We start from the raw sequence: 15,464 nt of genomic DNA, 5'->3' as shown, positions 1-15,464 counted from the left end.
CCGCGGCATCCTCTTACGGTCAGGAAGGCGAGACCAGATGAAACGAGCAGCGGCTTTACGGCTCACGGCAGCGCTGGCCACGGCCACCCTTGCGGGCGCGGCCGCCGTGGCCCTCCCGGCGCTCCAGGCCACGGCGGCAGTCGGAACCGCCACCGGCTACGCGTCGAGCAACGGCGGCACCACCGGCGGCGCAGGCGGCCAGACGGTCAAGGCCACCACCGGGACCCAGATCCACGCCGCCCTCTGCGGCCGCGCCAGCAGCAGCACCCCGATCACCATCCAGGTCGAGGGCACCATCAACCACGGCAACACCGCCAAGGTCTCGGGTGAGAGCTGCAACACCGCCGCCGGCGTGATCGAGCTCAAGCAGATCAGCAACGTCACCATCATCGGCGTCGGCGCCGGGGCCGTTTTCGACCAGGTCGGCATCCACATCCGCGAAGCCAGCAACATCATCATCCAGAACGTCACCGTCAGGAACGTCAAGAAGTCGGGCTCGCCCACCTCCAACGGAGGCGACGCCATCTCCATGGAGAGCGACGTCCGCAACGTCTGGGTCGACCACGCCACCCTGCTCGCCTCGGGCGGCGAGTCCGAGGGCTTCGACGGGCTGTTCGACATGAAGGACAACACGCAGTACGTGACCCTGTCCTACAGCATCCTGCGCAACTCCGGCCGCGGCGGGCTCATCGGCTCCAGCGAGAGCGACCGCACCAACGGCTACGTCACCTTCCACCACAACCTGTACGAGAACATCGACTCGCGCACACCTCTGCTGCGCGGCGGCATCTCGCACATCTTCAACAACTCCTACACCAGCCTGAACGAATCCGGCATCAACTCGCGGGCCGGCGGGCGGGCCAAGGTGGAGAACAACTACTTCAAGGACTCCAAGGACGTCCTGGGCACGTTCTACACCTCCGAGGCGGGCTACTGGCAGGTCGCCGGCAACATCTTCGACAACGTGACCTGGTCGAGCCCCGGCAGCGACTTCAAGCCCGCCGGGCCCAACGTGCAGTCGAACACCACGGTCAGCGTGCCGTACTCCTACCGCCTCGACGGAGCCTCGTGCGTGCCGAACATCGTGCGCCAGACGGCGGGCGCCAACACGGGCCTGCGGGTGTCGGACGGCAGCTGCTCGCCCACCACGCCTTCCCCCACGCCGACCTCGTCGTCCACTCCCACCCCCACCGCCACGCCCACGTCCACGCCGACCACGCCTCCCGGTGGCACCAACCTGAGCATCGGCGCGGGCTCGGACGGCTCCAGCAAGGCCGACGGCACCAGCTACGGCAACGTGCGCGACGGCAACCTGGCCACCTACTGGTCGCCGGTCGGCTCGACCGGTTCGGTGTCGATCAAGTGGAGCTCGGCCAAGTCGATCTCCGGCATCGTCATCCGTGAGGCCTCCGGGTCGGCGGGGGTCATCGGGTCCTGGCAGGTCATCAACGCCGACACCGGCGCGGTGCTGAAGTCGGGGACGGGGGCGGGGGTGATCACGTTCGCTTCCACGTCGCTGGCGAAGATCACGTTCAAGATCGTCAGCGCTGGTGGGACGCCGAAGGTCGCGGAGTTCGAGACGTACGCGTAGCAGGAGGGGCGGTCGCGGGCCCGCTCGAACCCTTCATGACCGCTTCTTCCCGTGGGGCCGCCGCTCTCGGCGGCCCCACAGGCACGTGCGAAATCTTTGCCCTAAACGGCATTTATCCCGATTTACCGCCGGGAAGCTCCCCCTCGTGAGCCTCAACGATGAACTTCTTCAGCAATTGGGCAACTCCGGCCTGGAGCAGATCGCAGGCCTGCTCGGCACGGACGTCTCCACCGCCAAGCAAGCAGTCGAAGCCGCCGCAGGCACCATCGTCGGCGGCATGGCGGTCAACGCCGACCGCCCGGAAGGCGCCGAAGCGCTGCGCTCGGCCCTCGACGACCACGTCACCAGCGACCCGTTCAACTCGGACGTCTCCTCGGTGACCCGCGACGGCCAGGGCATCCTGGAACACGTCCTCGGCGAACAGGGCACCCAGCAGGCCACGGCCGGCATCTCGCAGTTCGCCGGAATCAACATGGGCACCATCGCCAAGCTGCTGCCACTCCTGGCACCGATGGTGATGTCCCTGCTCGCCAACCGCGCGACCAAGCAGAACATGGACGCCGGCGCCGTCGCACAGGACCTGAACAAGGAAACCACCGACATGTCGAGCGGCGGCCTGGGAGACCTCCTGGGCGCCATCCTCGGCGGCAGCGCAGGTGGCGGAGGCGGCGGCCTCGGCGACCTGCTCGGCGGCCTCCTCGGCGGCGGATCGCAGCAGCAGTCCGCGCCGCAGCAGTCGGCGGCCCCGGCCACCGAGCAGCGCCAGCCGCAGTCGGCTCCCGGCGGGGGCGGCTCCAACCCGGACTGGTGACGGCATCGAGGGCCCAGGGCGGGCCACCCGATCCACTCACACCCACGTGACCCGCCCAGGCCCCCGCCATGCCTCGCTGCCACGCGCCTTCATACCAGCCCTCGCTGCACCCCGCTGCCACGCGCCCTCATGCCAGCCCCCGCTGCACCCCCGCTGCCACGCACCCTCATGCCAGCCCCCGCTTGCACCCCCCTGCCACGCACCCTCATGCCAGCCCCCGCTGCAGCCTCCCACCAGTGCCCTGCCCCTCCCTCCCAACCCCGAGTTGTGCCTGCCTCCCGACCGGTAAACTGGCCGAATGATCGTCCTGGCCTCCGCCTCACCAGCCCGTCACGCTCTCCTGCGCAGCGCAGGGATCGACCCCAAGGTGATCGTCAGCGGCGTCGATGAGGAAGCCCTCTCAGCCCCCACTCCCGCCCAGCTCGCCCTCCTCCTGGCCCAGGAGAAGGCCCGCAAGGTCGCCGCCGACCTCTCCGACGCCGTCGTCATCGGCTGCGACTCCATCCTCGAACTCGACGGCCGCCCGTACGGCAAGCCCGGCACCCCCGAGGTCGCCGCCGAACGCTGGCGCCTCATGCGCGGCCGCACCGGCCGCCTGGTCACCGGCCACTGCCTGATCGACATCGTGACCGGCCGCGAGGCCTCGGCGGCCGAGACCACGGTCGTCCATTTCGCCACCCCCACCGACGCCGAGATCGCCGCCTACGTCGCCACCGGCGAACCCCTCGCCGTCGCCGGCGGTTTCACCCTCGATGGCTTCGGCGGCTGGTTCGTCGAGGGCATCGACGGCGATCATGGAAACGTCCTGGGCATCTCCCTGCCCAGAGTGCGCGCGCTCCTCGGCGAACTCGGCTACGCGGTGACCGACTTCTGGCGCTAGGTTTCTCCGCATGCGCGACTTCTTCAGCGGTGTGGGCTTCTTCTTCCAGGGCATCGGCTGGGTGGCCAAGCACGGCCGGTGGTGGCTGTTCGGGCTGATCCCCGCCGTGATCGCCTTCGCCGTGTACGTCGTGGCGCTGATCTTCCTCGGCAAGTACGCCTTCGAGATCGCGGACTTCGCCACCCCATTCGCCGACTCCTGGAGCTGGCGCGACACCTTCCGCACCATCATGGGCGTGATCATCTTCATCGGCGGCCTCGCCCTGGCAGTGATCACCTACGCGGCCCTGACGCTCGCCATCGGCGAACCCTTCTACGAGCGCCTCTCCGGCGAGGCCGACCCCCTGCCCGACCACGAGGAGAAGCCGTGGTGGCGCACCCTGCCGCGTTCGATCCGCGACAGCCTCGTCACACTGGTCTACGTCCTGGCCTTCACGATCCCGCTCTTCGTCCTCGGCTTCATCCCGGTCATCGGCCAGACCGTGGTGCCGGTGATCGGCGCCATGGTCTCGGGCTTCTTCCTGAGCGTCGAACTCACCACACTGGCCCTGGAGCGCCGCGACCTGCCCCGCAAGGCCCGCATGGCGCTGCTGCGCAAGAACCTGCCGCTCACGCTCGGGTTCGGGGTGCCCATCTTCCTGCTCTTCCTGGTGCCTCTGGTGGCCGTGGTAGCCATGCCCGCCGCCGTCGCAGGCGCCGCCCTCATGGTCCGCGGCCGCCTGGCCCCCCGCTGACAACCCGCGTACGGCCAGCACAGCGCCAACCGGCGTACGGCCAGCCTCGGGCTAACAGCCGCGCACGCCCACCCCCACCGCCCCACCCCGCCGTCCGGCGAAGCCAACAGTTATCCACAGCCCAACCCCAAGCCCGATTCCTCCCACCCCAACCCCCGGCATGCTCCGGTCCATGTCCTCCACCAACACCGCACAGACGACCCTGCTCAGCCTCAGCGCTCCCCCCGACATCCTCGCCGCGGTGCCGTACCTCCTGGGTTACCACCCCGCCCAAAGCCTCATCGCCCTCGGCCTGACCCGCCGCCAGGTGCAGATCGCAGCCCGCTGGGACCTCCCCCTGTCCCAGCACTCCCTGGCCCCCTTCCCCGCCATGCTCGCCCGCGAGCGCATCACCGAGCTGATCGTCGTCGGCTACGGCCCGGGCGCCCTCGTCACCCCCGCGGTCGACACCATGCGCGAACTGGCCGCAAAGGCCGGCGTCCCCGTGGCCGAGGCCCTGCGCGCGGAGGAGACCCGCTTCTGGTCCTACCTCTGCGACGTCCCGGCCTGCTGCCCCATCGAAGGCACCCCCTTCGACATCACCACCACCCAGGTAGCCGCCGAGGCCACGGTCCACGGCCTGGTAGCCCTCCCTGACCGCGCCATGCTGGAAGCGACCATCTCACCCGCCACCGGCCCCATCCGCCTGGGCATGCGCCGCGCGACCTCGGACACCGCCGCAGCCCTGGTCTCCCGCCTCGTCGACTGCCGCAACCCCGACCGCTTCGCCGACGAATACGTCACCGAAGCCCTCACCCGCGTGCGCTCCGCCATGACCTCACCCGAGCGCCTATCCGACCGCCAAGCCGCCGAACTGGGCTTCGACCTGGCCATCATCCGAGTCCGCGACGAGGCGTGGACGTGCATGCAAGACGCCCACCTCCCTCTGTGGCGAGACCTCACCCGCCGCCTGGAACCCAGATTCGTCCCCCCAGCAGCTTCCCTGCTCGCCATGGCCGCCTGGAGATCAGGAGACTGCGTCCTGGCCGCCATCGCCCTCGAACGCGCCCTGCGCATCGACCCCACGTACTCCATGGCCCACCTGCTCCGTCACGCCCTGGAGCAACTCCTGCCGCCCAAGCTCCTCACCGACCGCCTGCCCACCTCATCAGACCTCGACACGGCCATGGGATCGCCCAAGCAAACCTGGCTCATCCCCTTGCTGGGCCTACTCGACGACCAGACCTCCGACGACCCCCCATGATCACACGCAAGCCCCGAACGACGGACAGGGAGGTCGTGCGGGGCCAGCAGCACGCCGTCGACGTGGCCCGACTCGACGTGCGAGACGAGGGCGGCAGCCAGAAACCAAGCGGAACAAGCCGCGGAGCGGCGACAAAGGCACACCCGCGCCCTCCTCACGCCCTGGAGGCGCGGGCACCATCCTCGCGAGACCAACGCGCCGGCTCAGTGCCCACCACTTTCGGTGCCAGCCGACCAGGCGCCAGCCTTCTCTGCTCCTCTCCTCCTCAGCTCCCGTCGCCGGTCTCCGGTCGCTTGTATGCGCGCATCCTCGCCGGATACCCGGTCAGATTCACGTCATAAACAGGCAGCCCAAGATTGTGCGCCACCTTCCTGATCACAGCGGGAGCCCCCACCCGACGTCGGGTCCACTCACCGTCGTCGGCCACCGCAACGGCTGTCGTGTCGGTCGCGAAGGTCTCAGGCTCGACATAGAACTCAACGCCACGCCTCGACTTGGCGAAGGCGATCAGAGCCTCGATGTCGGCGTCCGTCGCTTCGCGGTCGAACTTGGCGACCTTGGGCCCGCGCAGCCGACGCAGGCCGTAACGGTCTCGCCATCTCATGACTCCTTTTTATACCGTTCAGCCGCCCCTCGCGTCGGGGCTGTTCTCCGGGTCAGCTCCGGGTTCGCCCCGATGCCGCACATCCCGAGGAGATTGCAGGATGAAGTCAGATCACTCCATCCGAAGGGGAAGGCGTCATGGCGGGCACACCGATGAGGACCGGGCAAGCACCCGTGGAGCAGCTTCGCGTCACGAACCAGGACCGCGAGCACGTGGTGGAGCACGTCAAAGCCGCCTACGCCGAGGGCCGCTTCGACGAAATGGAGTTCGACGACCGCCTGGAGCGTGCGATGACCGCTCGCACCCACGGCGACCTGATGCCGATCATGTCCGAGCTGTACGGCCCGCGCGGCGTCCCCATGCCCAGGCACGTCCCGCCGCGCCAGGCACCCGCCGCCCGCATGCACACGGGCCCCACCGAGAGCCCCGAACGCCTGGCCGCCTCAGCAGCCCACGGCCTGGCCGCCATCGGCTTCCCCGTCGTCGGCCCCCTGATCTTCCTGCTCACCGGCGGCAAGACCTCGCCGTACATCCGCCAGCACGCCCTCGAAGCGCTCAACTTCCACCTGACGGTGATCGGCGCGTCGATCCTGCTGCCGATCACGGTGGTGGGCGTCGTCCTGCTGCCGGTGATCTGGGTGGCAGCCTTCGTCCTGTCGATCGCGGGTGCCGTCTCTGCCCTGACGGAGGGCTCGTTCCGCTACCCGATGACGCTCCGCCTGGTGAAGTAGCGCAGACCCCAGCTGCCGAAGTGCTACCCCGAGCGCTGGCTGGACTCGATCCACGGCGGGCGATCCTCGGGACGATGCCCGGGCCGCGTAGGAAAGCCCGCCTTGTAGGCACACGTAGCGAGTACAGCTAGGGATGCGCAGGTAGATGCTCCACTGATGACACGACCGCCCGCGTCCTACCGCGTGGCTCGTCTGGCGCGGTAGGCGCTGGCCTTGGCGCGGTTCTGGCAGGACAGGTCGCAGAAGCGGCGTGAGGCGTTGCGCGTCGTGTCGAAGAACACCAGAGCGCAGTTGTCGGCCTCGCAGCGGCCGAGGCGGGCCGACTGGCCGACGCCGATGACCATGGCGAGAGCCGTGCCCAGGTCGCCGGTCCAGGCCTCCACGAGGGTCGCGTCCGGTGCATGGAAGGCCAGTACGGGTGGGTCGCCGTGCAGGCTGGGGACGGCTCGGTGGCGGATGAGCAGGTCGTTGAGCCGGGACGCGACGGTGTGGACGTGGCCGGTGGCGCCGAACAGTACGCGCAGCTCCGCTGCGACCTCTGCCAGCCGGTCGGCGTCGACCGGGGTGAGCCGGGACGGTTCGGTCAGGTGGGCGTTGATCGCGGCCAGGCGGTCCTCGCCCGAGGAGGGCGGGGTGGCGGGGCGACCGTGGGCGGTGGTGGCCGTCAGGGTGTTGACGAGGCGCACCGCATGTTCGACCCACCTGCCGACATAACTGTCTATTTGAGGTTGACCAGTGATGCGCCAGGGATCTATCGTCACTGTCTCAGCATATATAGACAGTGAGGGTGTGAACCATGTCCGGGTCTCTTGCACGGCAGATGTGGCATCAGATCGAGCCGGTGCATGCGACGCTCTATTTCAGCTCGCAGGCCTTCGGGGAGGCCGCGATGCTCGGCTATGACGTCGAGTCGCGCTGGCCCAGCTACTTCGCCTGGCGCACGGCGCCGCTGGGTGCGGCCGGGCCGGGGCTGGTGGCGGCCACGTACTACAGCTTCAGTCCAGCCATGATCGCCGAGCAGGTGCCTGCGGTCTGGGACGTGGCGACGCCGGAGCAGGTGCTCGGCGCTCGATCGCGGGCCGTGGACCGCACCTTCCGCGCCCTCGGCGTGGTGGAAGGGCTGGGGGAGGCGGCCGAGCTCGCGATCAGGGCAGCAGAGAGCGTCGATCTCGGCCATCGGCCGCTGGCCGCGGCCAACCTCGATCTTCCCTGGCCCGATGAGCCGCACCTGGCTCTGTGGCAGGCGTACACCGTGCTCCGCGAGCACCGCGGGGAAGGGCACCTGACCGCGTTGCACGCCGCCGGGCTGGACGCCTGCGAGGCGCTGGTCTCCTTCGCCGCCGTCGGAGCCGCGCCGGAAGAGAACTTCGCCGGGCGGGGCTGGAGCGCGAAGGAGTGGGCGGCGGCCCGGGAACGGCTGGCCGGGCGCGGGCTCATCGACGCTGACGGCGCGGCCACCCCCGCTGGGCACGCCCTTCGCGAGCGGGTGGAACGGCTTACCGATGACCTGGCGGCGGGGCCGTGGCAGGCACTCGGCGAGACGGCGGCCGGGCGGCTGGCCGAGCTGAGCCGGCCGTTGCTGGGTGCGGTGTTCGAATCGGGGATGTTGCCGATGGTCAGCACACTCGGCATCGGGAAGGTGCGGGTCGCGGCATGAGGCCGGAGCAGCGCGCTGGGGGTGGGGACGATGGGGATGGCCGCGTGAGGCTGGAGCGGCTCACCGGGCCGGACGTACTCGCACGCGTAAGTGATCTGGTGGAGCTCTACCGGGCCGCGTTCGCGGAGCCGCCGTGGAACGAGGACGGGTGGGGCGCCGACGCGTTCGTCGAGCGGCTCACCGCGGACGTGCGGCGGCCCGGGTTCGCGGCGGTGCTGGCCAGCGATGATGGTGGGCCTGCGGGGTTCGGTACGGCGTGGCGTACCGAAAGCCCTTTTCCCACGGGACGAGCCTATGGGCGGGTTCGGGCCGTGCTGGGTGATGAGGTGGAGACGCGGCTGGTGGGAGCTTTGGAGGTGGATGAGCTGGCGGTGAGTCCGCACGCGCGCGGGCAAGGGCTGGGCGGGCGGATTCTGGAGCTGCTGTGCGACGGGGCGGAGGCCTGCTGGTTGCTGACCTCTCCGGAGGCTGTCGGCGCCGTGAGGCTCTATGAGCGGCTCGGCTGGCGGCGGATGACCGGGCCGGGGGCCGGCGTCGTGGTGTTCGCGAGTGGTCCGGCTTTCTCGCAGGGGGCCTGACGTGCTGTGCGGGATGACCATCGGCATCGCCGTACTGCGGCGTCGGCACCGCGCCAGAGACCAGGTCGAACACCTCGGCGCACCTCCGACGGCGGCCCCAGGGTGACCACTTGGCCACCTTCGCCGAGGTTAGATGCGAGGCGAACCGGGCCTACCGCCGACGAGCAAGGGGCTCGTGCGGGTGTGCATTGCGCCCTCGTGCCTCAGTCGTGGGGCTCCGCGCCGCCCGGCCCACGCCTGGGTCCCGCCCTCAGCCAATCGACGGGGTTCTGTGTCCGCTCGGTCTCCCCTGGTGGCAGCCCGTAACCCTCCGCCAACCTAGTCAGCCATCCCGTCGTCGGTCGATCCACCACCGGCGGGTTCCACATCGGCCGGTTCGAGGACGAAGACCGGGATCCGGCGCTCGGTCCTGAGCTGATAGTCCGCATAGTCCGGGTACGCGTCCACCGCGTGTCGCCACCACAGCGCCTTCTCTTCCCCGAATACCTCGCGTGCCCGGTACACCCCGCTGGCCGTACCGTCCTGCACTTCGACCAAAGGCTCGGCGAGCAGGCTGAAGTACCACTGCGGGTTCTTGGGCGCGCCGCCTTGGGAGGCGACGGCGGCGTAGTGTCCCTCGTGTTCGACCCGCATGAGCGGTGTCTTGCGGATCTTGCCGGACATGGCGCCGCGGTAGGTCACCAGGACGGTCGGCAGGCCCTTGATCGTGACGCCATCCGTGGTGCCGGTGCGCATGATCTGCTCAACGTGCTCGCGCACCCAGGCGGACGCGCTCGGCTCGTAGGTGCCTGACAGAGGGTGTGCCTGGTCGGCTTTGCTCGCGGGGGAGGTCGGTCCGGGCGAGAGGTGGGAGCGGTTCTGGGCGGCACGGGGGCGTCGGCTGTCCACGTTGGCGGTCAGGGTGTTGATGAGCTCGGGGAGGGCGGACACGGTCTCGGGCGGCAGGCCGGTGACGGTCTCCTCTGCCAGGGCCATCCACAGGTCTTTGATCTGCTCGGTCAGGGCTCTGCCGCTCTCGGTGAGCTCGACGACGGTCGCACGCTTGTCCGCGGGGGTGGGGACACGGCGGATATGGCCCGAGGCTTCGAGCTTGCGTGTCATGAGGGTGACGCTGGGGGGTTCGCAGCCGAGGGCTTCGCTGAGCTGGGCCTGGATCATGGGGCCGGTTCGGGCGAGTTCGAGTAGGAGTGCTTCCTGGCCAGTGTGCAGACCGAGCGGGGTGAGTAGGGCGGCGGCTCTGGCTCGGTGGCGCAGGCTGAGGAGGCGGATGGCCTGGTTGAGGGCGTCGGCCTGGGCGAAATCCACGGTTCCTCCTGGGGCAATAGTTATGCGAATAACATTATGCGCATAACTAAATTGCCGCAAGGCTGCGATGTTCCACCGAGTCAAGGGTGGGCGGATGCCGGGATGGTGGCCCGCCGGGGGAGCCGTGCGGGGTGGTGCCTGACCGGGGGATGCCATGCGAGTGATGGCGCGCAGGGCGACGGGTGCGGGGTGACGGCGCGCGAGGCGACGGCGTCAGGGCGACGGGCGCGGCAATGGTGGGGTGACGGCGTGCGAGGCGACGGCGTGCGGGCCATGGGGTGCGGGGCGATGGGGTGAGGGGGCCGCACGTGTGCCCGTGGCTAGGAGGCGAGGACCTCGTACTTGACGGTCATCACGCCGGCTCCCGTGTCGCCGATCGCGTCGAAGGCGGCCTCGGACAGGTCGAGGCAGCGGCCGCCGACGTACGGTCCGCGGTCGTTGATGCGTACGGTGACCGACTCGCCGTTGTTCGGGTTGGTGACGCGGACCTTGCTGCCCAGGGGGAGGGACTTGTGGGCGGCGGTCATGGCCGTGGGGTCGAACTGCTCGCCGCTGGCCGTCATCTGGGGGTCGCCGTAGAAGGACGCGCCGCAGGTGCCGGTTGAGATGACTCGCGGGCCGGACGCCTCGGATTTCTTGCTCTTGGCCGCCTCGGAGCTCTTGGGCTTGGGGGACGACGAGGTCGACTTGGGCTTGTCAGGGGAAGCGGAGGAGTCCGAAGAGTCTGAACCGCTTGACGAAGTCTGCGAAGGCGATGCGGCCGAGAACTTGGAGGGTGTCGACTCGGTGGGCGTCGGCTTGGAGGTGGTCGACGGGGTGGTGGGGGAGACGGCTACGCGGGAGCCCGCGGTGGCCATGGTGGTCGTCGACGATGTGTTCACCGAGGCCCAGGCGGCCGTGGAGGCGATGGCCAGGGCGGCGGCGCCCGCTGCGATGGCGGTCCAGCGGCGCTTGCCGGGCGCGAGCAGGTTCTTGCGGGAAGCTGTGCGGGAAGCCGTAGCTGTGCGGGAAGGCTTCTGCGACGGCGTGCGGGAAGGCTTGCGCGACGGCGTGCGGGAAGGCTTGGCGGAGTGCTGGCCCAAGGGGAACCACGAGTCCTAGGTCGGGGACAGAGTCACGGGACCGGGGCCGGAGGGGATGGGGTGCGTCGGCCAGTCCCAAGGGCGGGCAAAGCGGGGGCCCGCGACTGGTTGAACCTATGCGACGAATAGCCGACAAAGGCAAATTAAAGGTACGTATGGTGACATATGCCACTTTGCCAAAGCGGTCGTCGCGAGTACCCGACACTAGAGGGGGGATCTTGTGATTTCTGGCTAACCGCTTACTTCGGTAGGGGTCCGCGCCGATGGGGAGGAAGGTCGGATGGAGACGACCGCGCAGTGGTATAGGCGTTTTGCGGCGCAGGAGGTCCGGGGGCACTCGCCCCGGTACGAGCGGCTTGCCAACGAGGTCGCCGATCATCCTGGGCTACTGAAGCTGCTGGATGAGCTGCCTGAGATGAAGCGGCAGCCGAATCTGCTGTTCGGTGCTGTGCGCTATGCGGGTGGGGCCGTCGACGGCGATGTCGTCGGGTGGATCGTCGAGCACTGGCGGCGGGTGAGCGCGATCATGCTGGCTCGCCGTACGCAGACGAACGAGGTCGGGCGGTGCGCCACGCTCTATCCGATCCTCGCCTCGATCCCCGGGCCGCTGGCGTTGATCGAGGTGGGGGCGTCGGCGGGGTTGTGCCTCTTTCCCGATCGCTACCGCTACAGCTACGACGGGGCGGAGGCGATCGGGCCGCGGGACAGTCCGGTGTTGCTGGAGTGCCGCACCACCGGGCCGGTGCCGTTGCCGGGTGGGCCGCTCGAGGTGGTGTGGCGGGCGGGGCTCGACATCAATCCGCTCGACGTGCGCGACGCCGAGGAGATGCGGTGGCTGGAGTGTCTCGTCTGGCCCGAGCAGGAGCACCGGCTGCGGCGGTTGCGGGCGGCCGTGCGGGTGGTGGCGGCGCAACCGCCGCGCATCGTCGCCGCCGATCTCAACGAGGGGCTGCGCGCGCTCGTGGAGCAGGCGCCGGAGGGTGTGACGGTGGTGGTGTTCCACAGCGCCGTCATGCCGTACTTGCCGCTGGAGGAACGGGAGCGGTTCATCGCCACCGTGCGGGAGCTGCCGGTGCGGTGGATCTCCAACGAGGGTACGGCGCGGCTGCCCGAGTTGCTGGAGCGGGCCGGGAGTGACCTGCCGCGGGACCAGGCGGGGTTCCTGCCCTCGCTGGACGGGCGCCCGCTGGCGGTGGCGGGGCCGCATGGGCAGTGGCTGCACTGGCTCGCGGCAGACGCGGCAGGCGCGGCAGGCGCGGCAGGCGCGGTGGATGCGGTGGATGCGGTGGATGCGGGAGACGCGGTGGACGCGGTGGACGCGGTGGACGCGGTGGGCCGAGCAGCGACCGTGGTGCGATCCGTCAAGCGGTGATCATCTGTCTGTGCTGTTCTGACATGTCCAACCGAGGCGACCTCACGGTGAGTGTGAGATCAGTTACCTTGCGCGCATGATTAAGACAATCGCGGCCATTTCCGGAATGCTGGTGATAGCCGGGCTCCCTGCCCCCTCGTATGCCGGCACGGTCGAAGAGGTCCGCTCCGGAGACCTGGGCCCCGCAGGCCCGTGGATCAGGCTGCAGGACGATCCCAACAACGCCGGACGGCAGCCGGGCGTGCAAGAGGTGACGTCCTTCACCGACCCGGTCCGCTTCAACGGAAGCCTGCATCTCCGGATCGACGGCGGCGAGCAGGCCCAGGCCGCCCGCTACTTCGTGAGCGGCGGCCAGATCCAGGCCATACCGCTCGCCCGGATCGCCGCGTCGCCCGTGTCCTACGACACCTACGTGAGCAGCGCGGGCACCACTGCCGCCGGGGTCGGCCCCAGCCTGCAGCTGCCGATGTTCTGCGGCGGGTTGTTCACCACGCTCAGCTTCCAGCCCCAGCTGGCCGGCGGGGTACGTCCGGACGAGTGGCAACATTTCACCTCGACGGGCTCCTCCCTGTGGCGTACCTCCCGGGCGATCGCGGGGGTCGCGGCCGGAGCCGATGCCACCTTCGACACCTTCGTCAACGGCTGCACGGGGGCCGGCGACGGGGCGATCGGCGTGATCGCCAACATCGGCCGGCTCGGTGACACCACCGCCACGCTCGACACGTACGTCGACAACATCACCCTGCTCGGCACCACCTACGACTTCACCACCGGCCGGCGCGCGAGCATCAAGCTCAAGCTGCCGCGCCGTACCGAGCTCGGCGGGCCCGCGGCCCGATCCACCCTCCGGCTCACCAATCCCGCGGGAGGGCCGCACTACCGCGCCGCGTCCGTGCGCCTGAGCGTCACCGGGTACGGCATCACCCCAGGGAACCTGCGCCTGAGCTGGAACGGGCGGCAGTTGTCGCTGACCCGCGCGGCGAACGGCGCGCTGAGCGGCTCCATGCCGCTGCGGCTGGCGGCAGCGACGCCGCGCGTGATGATGTCGTCGCGCCCGGTCGAGCTGGCACCGGGGGCGGCCATGACGGCGTCTCTACGCCTGAAGGTTTCCAACGGCGTGTGGGGAAAGCTGGTGCTGAAGGCCGAGCTGCTGGCCGAGGGCTTCCGGCCGGACCAGCCGACGGGCGTGACGGCCAGCGCCTGGACCCGCGTCTTCGTGGCTTCTTCCGGTGGCCCTTCCGCGAACGGGACCAACGGGAAGAAGAAGCGTCATGCGTGCCGTGCCAGTGCGCACATCACCCGCACCTGCTCGGGTGACTGAGACCACGGTCAGAACATCAACGACCTGACGGTCTCGACGGTGTCGGCGTCTTCGGCGCGCTTGTCGGGCCGGTAGCGCAGCACGCGGGCGAACCGCAGCGCCATCCCGCCTGGATACCGCGGTGACCGTTGCACGCCGTCGAAGGCGATCTCGACCACGAGCTCGGGCCGGACGTTGACGGTCCACTCGTCGGTCGGCCCGTCGGCGATCTCGAGGAATCGCTCGGTCTGCCAGGCGAGCAGCTCGTCGGTCAGCCCTTTGAAGGTCTTGCCGAGCATGACGAACCCGCCCGTCTCGGGGTCGCGGGCGCCGAGGTGCAGGTTGGACAGCTTGCCCTCGCGCCGCCCGTGGCCCCACTCGACGGCCAGGACGACCAGGTCGAGCGTGTGGCGGGGCTTGACCTTGATCCAGCCGGCGCCGCGGCGGCCGGCGGCGTAGGGGGAGGAGGGCGCCTTGACGACGAGGCCCTCGTGGCCGGCCTTCACGGCGTCGGTGAACCACGCTTCGGCCTGGGCGACGTCGTCGGTCACCAGGCGCGGGGTGATCAGCGCGGACGGCACGGCACGCGCCAGTTCTTTCTGGCGGTCGGAGTAGGGCAGGTCGAGCATGTCCTGGCCGTCGATGCGCAGCAGGTCGAAGAAGTAGACGCTGAGCGGGGTGCTCTCGCGCAGCCGGGCGACATCGATCTTGCTGGAGACGCGGGAGGCGGTCACCTGGAACGGGTGGGGGCGGCCGTCGGGGCGCAAGGCGATGACCTCGCCGTCGAGCACCAGGTCCTGGGACGGCAGTCCGAGCACGGCCTCGACCAGCTCGGGCACCTGGCCGGTGATGTCGTCGAGGGTGCGGGTGAAGACCCTGACCACCTCGCCGAGGCGGTGGGTCTGGACGCGGATGCCGTCGAGTTTCCATTCGAGGGAGGCGGGGCCGCCGATCTTCTCGAGCGCGGCGGCGACGTTGGGGGCGCTGCCCGCCAGCATGGGGGCGACGGCGCGGCCGACCTCGAGCTTGAACGCGTGGAGCTCCTCGACGCCGCCCGACAGAGCCGCGGCGCCGACCGCGGGCAGCCAGCCGCGCAGGGTGAGGGCGCGGCGCACGTCGGCGGAGGGCGCGCCGGAGGCCTTGGCGATCGCCTCGATCATGACGCCGTCGAGCGCCCCCTGCCGCAGCTCGCCGCTGAGCAGGCGGGTGAGGAAGGACTGCTCCTGGCTGGTGACGGCGGAGAACAGCTCGTGGACCAGGGCCTTGCGCGCGGCCTGGGAGCCCTGGCCGGAGACGGCCTTGATGCGGGTGAACAGGGTGTCGACGTCGGTGAGGGTCGCCGTGGCCACCAGCTTGGGCGCGGGCAGCTCCTGAAGCGAGCGCCAGCCCACGCCGATCTGGCGCTGGGGCAGCTCTCCCGAGAGGTAGGCGATGGCGATCTCCGCCTCCTCGGGACCGACCCTGCCGAGCAGCTCGGCCAGGTGGCCGACCTTGCCCAGCCGCGCGGAGGTCTGGGCGACCGCCTGCGACACGCGTACGACGTCGATGAGAAGCACATGGCCATCGTGCCTCATCCG

Annotated in this window: 16 protein-coding genes; 11 read left to right on the top strand and 5 right to left on the bottom strand. The window is 69.9% G+C overall.

Annotated elements, in window-relative coordinates; genetic code table 11:
- The first annotated feature begins 37 nt into the window (after positions 1 to 37).
- The 5 genes from ACIBH1_RS33790 (at position 38) to ACIBH1_RS33770 (ending at position 5,258) form a co-directional block, all read left to right on the top strand.
- Positions 38 to 1,591: a polysaccharide lyase family 1 protein gene (locus tag ACIBH1_RS33790; RefSeq protein WP_397318050.1), complete on the top strand. Its 1,554-nt coding sequence runs from the start codon at positions 38 to 40 to the stop codon at positions 1,589 to 1,591.
- A gap of 145 nt (positions 1,592 to 1,736) precedes the next feature.
- Complete coding sequence (locus tag ACIBH1_RS33785; RefSeq protein WP_397318049.1) at positions 1,737 to 2,402, top strand: DUF937 domain-containing protein; 666 nt, start codon at positions 1,737 to 1,739, stop codon at positions 2,400 to 2,402.
- A gap of 298 nt (positions 2,403 to 2,700) precedes the next feature.
- Entirely contained in the window at positions 2,701 to 3,282 is a 582-nt protein-coding gene (locus ACIBH1_RS33780) for a Maf family protein (RefSeq protein WP_397318048.1), read from the top strand.
- A gap of 10 nt (positions 3,283 to 3,292) precedes the next feature.
- On the top strand, positions 3,293 to 4,015 hold the full coding sequence (locus ACIBH1_RS33775) for an EI24 domain-containing protein (protein ID WP_397318047.1): 723 nt from the start codon (positions 3,293 to 3,295) through the stop codon (positions 4,013 to 4,015).
- 172 nt (positions 4,016 to 4,187) lie between these two features.
- Entirely contained in the window at positions 4,188 to 5,258 is a 1,071-nt protein-coding gene (locus tag ACIBH1_RS33770; protein WP_397318045.1) for a DUF4192 domain-containing protein, read from the top strand.
- A 265-nt stretch (positions 5,259 to 5,523) separates the two neighbouring features.
- Here ACIBH1_RS33770 and ACIBH1_RS33765 read toward each other — a convergent pair whose 3' ends face one another.
- Positions 5,524 to 5,862 carry a hypothetical protein gene (locus ACIBH1_RS33765; RefSeq protein ID WP_397318044.1) on the bottom strand — a complete coding sequence of 113 codons (339 nt, stop codon included), beginning with the start codon at positions 5,860 to 5,862 and terminating at the stop codon, positions 5,524 to 5,526.
- Positions 5,863 to 6,035: 173 nt separating this feature from the next.
- Between ACIBH1_RS33765 and ACIBH1_RS33760 the strand changes: the two genes are divergently transcribed.
- Positions 6,036 to 6,593 (top strand): DUF1707 and DUF4870 domain-containing protein, encoded by a 558-nt coding sequence (locus ACIBH1_RS33760; protein ID WP_397318043.1) that lies wholly within the window; start codon positions 6,036 to 6,038, stop codon positions 6,591 to 6,593.
- Positions 6,594 to 6,769: 176 nt separating this feature from the next.
- Here the strand turns inward: ACIBH1_RS33760 and ACIBH1_RS33755 are convergent, their stop codons facing one another.
- Entirely contained in the window at positions 6,770 to 7,279 is a 510-nt protein-coding gene (locus ACIBH1_RS33755) for a CGNR zinc finger domain-containing protein (protein WP_397318042.1), read from the bottom strand.
- Between the two features lie 110 nt (positions 7,280 to 7,389).
- Between ACIBH1_RS33755 and ACIBH1_RS33750 the strand changes: the two genes are divergently transcribed.
- Both ACIBH1_RS33750 and ACIBH1_RS33745 read left to right on the top strand, forming a co-directional pair.
- The gene (locus ACIBH1_RS33750) at positions 7,390 to 8,250 is read left to right on the top strand and encodes a hypothetical protein (RefSeq protein WP_397318041.1); all 861 of its coding nucleotides are present in this window, start codon (positions 7,390 to 7,392) and stop codon (positions 8,248 to 8,250) included.
- Positions 8,251 to 8,294: 44 nt separating this feature from the next.
- The gene (locus ACIBH1_RS33745; RefSeq protein ID WP_397318040.1) at positions 8,295 to 8,828 is read left to right on the top strand and encodes a GNAT family N-acetyltransferase; all 534 of its coding nucleotides are present in this window, start codon (positions 8,295 to 8,297) and stop codon (positions 8,826 to 8,828) included.
- 318 nt (positions 8,829 to 9,146) lie between these two features.
- On the opposite strand, the gene ACIBH1_RS33740 is transcribed toward ACIBH1_RS33745, so the two are convergent.
- Together ACIBH1_RS33740 and ACIBH1_RS33735 are read right to left on the bottom strand one after the other, a co-directional pair.
- Positions 9,147 to 10,133 (bottom strand): nitroreductase/quinone reductase family protein, encoded by a 987-nt coding sequence (locus ACIBH1_RS33740; protein WP_397318039.1) that lies wholly within the window; start codon positions 10,131 to 10,133, stop codon positions 9,147 to 9,149.
- A gap of 320 nt (positions 10,134 to 10,453) precedes the next feature.
- Positions 10,454 to 10,741, bottom strand: a complete 288-nt coding sequence (locus ACIBH1_RS33735; RefSeq protein ID WP_181615658.1) for a septal ring lytic transglycosylase RlpA family protein — start codon at positions 10,739 to 10,741, stop codon at positions 10,454 to 10,456.
- Here ACIBH1_RS33735 and ACIBH1_RS33730 point away from each other — a divergent pair.
- The 3 genes from ACIBH1_RS33730 to ACIBH1_RS33720 all read left to right on the top strand — a co-directional run bounded on the left by ACIBH1_RS33730 (position 10,728) and on the right by ACIBH1_RS33720 (position 13,908).
- Complete coding sequence (locus ACIBH1_RS33730) at positions 10,728 to 11,234, top strand: hypothetical protein (protein WP_397318137.1); 507 nt, start codon at positions 10,728 to 10,730, stop codon at positions 11,232 to 11,234. The genes ACIBH1_RS33735 and ACIBH1_RS33730 overlap by 14 nt on opposite strands.
- Before the next feature lie 261 nt (positions 11,235 to 11,495).
- On the top strand, positions 11,496 to 12,587 hold the full coding sequence (locus tag ACIBH1_RS33725) for a DUF2332 domain-containing protein (RefSeq protein ID WP_397318038.1): 1,092 nt from the start codon (positions 11,496 to 11,498) through the stop codon (positions 12,585 to 12,587).
- A gap of 76 nt (positions 12,588 to 12,663) precedes the next feature.
- Complete coding sequence (locus ACIBH1_RS33720; RefSeq protein WP_397318037.1) at positions 12,664 to 13,908, top strand: hypothetical protein; 1,245 nt, start codon at positions 12,664 to 12,666, stop codon at positions 13,906 to 13,908.
- Positions 13,909 to 13,916: 8 nt separating this feature from the next.
- On the opposite strand, the gene ACIBH1_RS33715 is transcribed toward ACIBH1_RS33720, so the two are convergent.
- Positions 13,917 to 15,443 carry an ATP-dependent DNA ligase gene (locus tag ACIBH1_RS33715; protein ID WP_397318036.1) on the bottom strand — a complete coding sequence of 509 codons (1,527 nt, stop codon included), beginning with the start codon at positions 15,441 to 15,443 and terminating at the stop codon, positions 13,917 to 13,919.
- Between the last annotated feature and the right edge of the window lie 21 nt (positions 15,444 to 15,464).

It is taken from the genome of Nonomuraea sp. NPDC050663 (genome assembly GCF_044456985.1).
GTDB lineage: Bacteria > Actinomycetota > Actinomycetes > Streptosporangiales > Streptosporangiaceae > Nonomuraea.
This window is presented reverse-complemented; position numbering and strand designations above follow the sequence as displayed.

What these genes read in the sequence shown, in the direction of transcription:
- ACIBH1_RS33720 (WP_397318037.1), top strand. Translation starts at nt 12,664, where the DNA reads ATGATTAAGACAATCGCGGCCATTTCCGGAATGCTGGTGATAGCCGGG.
- ACIBH1_RS33770 (WP_397318045.1), top strand. Translation starts at nt 4,188, where the DNA reads ATGTCCTCCACCAACACCGCACAGACGACCCTGCTCAGCCTCAGCGCT.
- ACIBH1_RS33750 (WP_397318041.1), top strand. Translation starts at nt 7,390, where the DNA reads ATGTCCGGGTCTCTTGCACGGCAGATGTGGCATCAGATCGAGCCGGTG.
- ACIBH1_RS33790 (WP_397318050.1), top strand. Translation starts at nt 38, where the DNA reads ATGAAACGAGCAGCGGCTTTACGGCTCACGGCAGCGCTGGCCACGGCC.
- ACIBH1_RS33780 (WP_397318048.1), top strand. Translation starts at nt 2,701, where the DNA reads ATGATCGTCCTGGCCTCCGCCTCACCAGCCCGTCACGCTCTCCTGCGC.
- ACIBH1_RS33725 (WP_397318038.1), top strand. Translation starts at nt 11,496, where the DNA reads ATGGAGACGACCGCGCAGTGGTATAGGCGTTTTGCGGCGCAGGAGGTC.
- ACIBH1_RS33775 (WP_397318047.1), top strand. Translation starts at nt 3,293, where the DNA reads ATGCGCGACTTCTTCAGCGGTGTGGGCTTCTTCTTCCAGGGCATCGGC.
- ACIBH1_RS33765 (WP_397318044.1), bottom strand. Translation starts at nt 5,862, where the DNA reads ATGAGATGGCGAGACCGTTACGGCCTGCGTCGGCTGCGCGGGCCCAAG.